4 protein-coding genes are annotated in these 4,612 nt (G+C 69.4%); 1 reads left to right on the top strand and 3 read right to left on the bottom strand.

Annotated features, from left to right (window positions below; all coding sequences use genetic code 11):
* Positions 1-83: 83 nt before the first annotated feature.
* Together ACOV8S_RS09490 and ACOV8S_RS09485 are read right to left on the bottom strand one after the other, a co-directional pair.
* On the bottom strand, positions 84-1,076 hold the full coding sequence (locus ACOV8S_RS09490) for a carbohydrate ABC transporter permease (RefSeq protein ID WP_448317265.1): 993 nt from the start codon (positions 1,074-1,076) through the stop codon (positions 84-86).
* Positions 1,077-1,168: 92 nt separating this feature from the next.
* Positions 1,169-2,479 carry an ABC transporter substrate-binding protein gene (locus ACOV8S_RS09485; RefSeq protein ID WP_448317264.1) on the bottom strand — a complete coding sequence of 437 codons (1,311 nt, stop codon included), beginning with the start codon at positions 2,477-2,479 and terminating at the stop codon, positions 1,169-1,171.
* A 323-nt stretch (positions 2,480-2,802) separates the two neighbouring features.
* On the opposite strand from ACOV8S_RS09485, the gene ACOV8S_RS09480 reads away from it, so the two are divergent.
* A complete protein-coding gene (locus ACOV8S_RS09480) occupies positions 2,803-3,819 on the top strand; it encodes a LacI family DNA-binding transcriptional regulator (protein WP_448317263.1) in 1,017 nt (338 codons plus the stop codon).
* Between the two features lie 37 nt (positions 3,820-3,856).
* Here the strand turns inward: ACOV8S_RS09480 and ACOV8S_RS09475 are convergent.
* A partial coding sequence (locus ACOV8S_RS09475) for a DUF899 family protein (protein WP_448317262.1) occupies positions 3,857-4,612 on the bottom strand: 756 nt, incomplete at its 5' end.

Below are 4,612 nucleotides of genomic sequence, written 5' to 3'. Positions count from 1 at the left end.
GTGGGGGGCTTCACCGGGGTGGTGGTCCCGGCCGGTGCGTTCGTCCGGACCGAGAGGCTTTCTGTGGTCATGGAGTCTCCTGGTCAGGACGTGCGGGAGCGCAGGCGCTTGATCAGTGCCTGGGCCACGAAGACGATGATGAGGAGCAGGAACATCGCCCAGGCGACGGTCGCGGAGCGGCCCATCTGGTAGTTCTTCCAGCCCTCCTCGTAGAGGAGGAGTCCCAGCGTCTGGTACTGGTTGTCCGCGCCGCCGGTGATGCCGTTGGGGCCCTGGCCGAAGATCAGCGGCTCGCCGAAGAGCTGGGTCGCGCCGATGGTGGACAGCACGATGGTGAAGACCACCGTGGAGCGGATCCCCGGCACCGTGACGTGGATGAACTGCTGCCAGCGGGAGGCGCCGTCGATGCCGGCGGCCTCGTAGCGCTCGACGGGGATGGCCTGCATGGCGGCCAGGTAGAGCAGCGCGTTGTAGCCGGTCCAGCGCCAGATGACGATCGTGGAGATCGCGAACTGGGCGGGCCACTTGTCGGACTCCCAGTTCACCGGGTCGATGCCGACCGAGCCGAGCGCCCAGTTGATCATGCCGAAGTCACGCTCGAAGAGCATGGTGAACACCAGGGCGGCGGCGCCGACCGAGGTGGCGTACGGCACGAGCGAGGCGACGCGGAAGAACAGCGAGCCGCGCATCTTGAAGTTGAGCAGGTGCGCGAGGCCCAGGGCCATCAGCAGCTGCGGCACCGTGGAGAGGATGCCGATGGTGATGGTGTTGCCCAGCGCGTTCCAGAACCGCGAGTCGCTCCAGAGCGCCACGTAGTTGTCGAACGCGACCCACTCCATGATGTCCAGAGTGGCCAGCTCCACCCGGTGCAGGGAGATCCAGGAGGTGTACACGAGCGGGTAGAAGCTGAACGCCGCGAACACGACGAAGAACGGCGCGACGAACGCGTAGGGCGCGCCCTTGATGTCCAGCCGGTGGAGCAGGGCGCCGCGACGGCGCCGGCCGTCGGAGCCGGGCTTCGGAGCAGGACCTTCGCGTCCCTCGCCGGTCTGGGCCTTGGTGGTGGAGGTGGCCACCGGACTTCCTTCCTGAGAGCAGATGTACGAGCCGGGCTCCGGGCCCGCCGGCTTGTGGCCGGCGGGCCCGGGGCGGCCGGGAGGAGCGTCGGTCAGCCGACCGCCTTCTCGATGCGCTCCGAGGTGGTCTCCCACGCCTTGGCACGCGCGGTCCCCTGCTCCACCAGGGTCAGGCCCTGGGAGAAGGTGTCCTTGATGGTGCCGTCCTTACGGCCGAGGACCTGCTTGTCCGGGATCTCCTGGGCGGCCTGGCCGAAGATCTGGCCGATCGGGGCGTTGCTGAAGTACTCGGAGGTGCTGTCCTTGACGGCCGGGTCCTCGAGCGCGACCTGGGAGGACGGCACGCTGCCCTGCTTCTTGAAGATGTGGGCCTGCTGCTCCGGCGCGGTCAGCCAGGCGACGAGCTTCTTGGCCTCCTCCTTCACCGGGCTCTGCTCGACCACGCCGAGGAAGGAGCCGCCCCAGTTGGCGCCCTTGGGGGCCTTGGCGACGTCCCACTTGCCCTTGTTCTTGTCACCGGCCTTCTCGCCGATGTGGCCGAGCATCCAGGCCGGGCACACGGTGGTGGCGAAGGTGCCGTTGGACAGACCCGGGTCCCAGCCCGGCTGGAACTGGCGCAGCTTGGCGGACAGGCCGGCCTCGGCGGCGTCGGCCGCGAGGTCCCACGCCTCCTTGATGACCGGGTTGTCCTTGTAGATCAGGTCGCCCTGCTCGTTGTAGAACTGCTCCGAGTGGCCGTAGATCATGGCGTTGAACAGGCCGCTGGAGGCGTCCAGGTAGGAGACCTTGCCGCCCTTGAAGTTCTTCTTGAAGTCCTTGCCGACCTCGACGAACTTCTTCCAGTCGCCTTCCCACAGCTTGGCGACCTCTTCGCGGTCGGTGGGCAGACCGGCGGCCTCGAAGTGGTCCTTGCGGTAGCAGACGGCCATCGGGCCGATGTCGGTGCCCAGGCCGAGGACCTTGCCGTCCTTGGTGGTGATCTGGGCCTGCTTCCAGGGCAGGAAGTGGTCGGTGCCCGCCATTCCCTTGAAGTCCGCGAACTTCGTGGCCTGGGTGTCGACCACCTCCTTGGCACGGCCGATCTCGATGCCCTGGATGTCCTTGAGGCCCTTGCCCGCGGCGAGCTTGGTCTGCAGGGCGGTGTAGTAGGTCTGCTCGTCGCCGGCCACCTCGGCGCGGATGTCGACGTTCGGGTTCTCCTTCTCGTACTGCTCGAGGAGGCCGGTCTCCTTGAAGCCCATCACCCCGTACATGCCCATGGTGATGATGACCTTGCCGTCCTTCTTGCCGCCGCCGGTGACGGACTCATCGCTGTCGCTGCAGCCGGCGAGGAGCGAGATGGCGCTGACCGCCGCGACGAGCGCGACCGCCCTCGTCCGTGCGGACGTGTGAACAGTGGTCATGTTTCTTTCCTCCAAGCGACGGCGCTGACGCACCGGAGTTACGAGTCCTGTAAGAACCACAGCAAGTGGGACGATCCAGGAGGAACGTGCCGATTCACCGGGTGGGAACGTTCCCAACGCGGGGTGGGAACGTTCCCACCGACGGATGGAACACTCGTGCCAACCGGGGGCGCATGTCAATAACGTGAAACCAACTTGTTTCCGGAACCCGTCGTGCCGTTCACACCGGCGTGCGCTCCCCGGGGCCGGGAACGGCTCGGCGTCTGCCACAATTGCGGCGATCATGTCCGTGGCCCTCGCCGCGGCCACCGAGGGAGAACCGCATGTCAGAGGGCCGTCCGCCCACGATCAAGACCGTCGCCGCCCGAGCCGGAGTGGGGCGGACGACGGTCTCCCGCGTCCTCAACGGCTCGGAACTGGTCAGCTCCGACGCGCGGGAGAGGGTGCTGCGAGCGATCAAGGAGCTCAACTACGTTCCGAACTCCGTCGCCCGGGGCCTGGTGACCAGCCGGACCGAGGCGGTGGCCCTGGTGATCCCCGAGTCGGAGAGCCGGCTGGGGTCGGAACCGTTCTTCGCGGCATTGATCCGCGGCGTCAGCGGAGTCCTGACCGAGACCCGGACCCAGCTGCAACTCGTGCTGGTCCGCGACCAGTTGGAGCGGGACCAGTTGACCGCCTCGATCGCCACGCGACGTGTGGACGGGGTGCTGCTGGTCTCGGTGCGGGCCCAGGAGCGGGTGGCCGCCATGCTGGAAGAGATGGGCCTGCCCACCGTCCTGGCCGGCCGCCGCGGGGAGGACGAGCGGCTGAGCCACGTCACCTCGGACAACATCGGGGGCGCGACCGCGGCGGTCGAGCACCTGCTGAGCGGCGGCCGCGACCGCGTCGCGACGATCACCGGAGACCTGGACATGGACGTGGGCCGCTCCCGGCTCGCCGGCTGGCGCCGCGCCCACGAGCTGGCGGGGCGCCGGGCCGACGAGTCGCTGGTGGAGCCCGGGGACTTCTCCGAGGAGGGCGGCCGCCGGGCGATGCGTTCGCTTCTTGAACGTGCACCGGATCTCGACGCCGTCTTCGCCGCTTCCGACCTGATGGCCGTGGGTGCGCTGGCCGAGTTGCGGGACCAGGGGCACCGGGTGCCGCACGACGTCGCGGTGGTGGGGTTCGAGGACTCCGTTCTCGCCCGGCACACCAATCCGCCGCTGTCGACGGTGCGACAGCCGGTGGAGGAGGTGGGCCGGATGATGGCCCGTATCCTGCTGGCCGAGATCGCCGACGCCGGCGCGCAGCGGCAGCAGGTGACGCTGCCGACCGAGCTGGTGGTGCGCGAGTCCTCCTGAGCGGTGAGCCCCCCGCGACGGCGGTCCCGCGGTCGGGTCAGTGGTGGGGGCCGTGCCGGCCGAGGGTACGGACCGGGGTAGCGCCGGGTCGGGTCCACTGCGGCACGGGGCGGCTGGTCGGCCCCCAGGTGGCGTTGCCCTGGGCGTCCGTGCGCCAGTACCAGCACGGCTCGTGTCCCTCGGGCCGGCCCTCGGGCTTGTCCTCCCACGCCTCGCCGCGGCCGTAGGGAGTCATGTCCAGCAGCCCCATGGAGCTGTTGGCGCGCTCGGTGCCACGGCCGGTCGTGGAGTAGGTGAGGAAGGTGCGGTCCCCGTCCCGGAGGTAGGAGGCGAGGTACCCCATGCTCCCGCCGACCGGCTCGTCCACGCCGTGCACCGAGTACCAGGGCTGGGTGTAGCCCATGAACTCGACGAAGTCGGCCACCTCGTCCCACCGGCCCGTGGTCACCACGGCGAACGAGACGCCGCGGGCGTTGAGGTAGACGGCGTCCTTCAGGTGCCAGGCCGTCGTGGTGCAGCCCTCGCACTGCCCCTGGGGCGGTGCGCCGTGGTACCACATGTGCTTGTACAGCACGAGCTCGTCGCGTCCCTGGAACAGGTCCAGGAACGGGACCGGGCCGTCGGGTCCGACGACCTCGACCGTCCCGTCGAACTCCACCATCGGCAGCCGGCGGCGGGCCGCGGCGATGGCGTCGCCCTCGTGCGTGTGGGCCTTCTCGCGGCGCAGCAGCTCGTCGCGGGTCGCCTGCCAGGTGGCCATGTCGACGACGGGCGGGCGGCCGGGGAGCTGGGC

This window comes from Streptomyces sp. CO7 (assembly GCF_053474865.1).
Note: the sequence above shows the minus strand (reverse complement) of the source record. Positions and strands in the feature narration are given on the sequence as shown.

Bases quoted from the DNA above. Each gene is read 5' to 3' on its own strand.
- ACOV8S_RS09485 (WP_448317264.1), bottom strand. From the start codon at position 2,479: ATGACCACTGTTCACACGTCCGCACGGACGAGGGCGGTCGCGCTCGTC.
- ACOV8S_RS09480 (WP_448317263.1), top strand. From the start codon at position 2,803: ATGTCAGAGGGCCGTCCGCCCACGATCAAGACCGTCGCCGCCCGAGCC.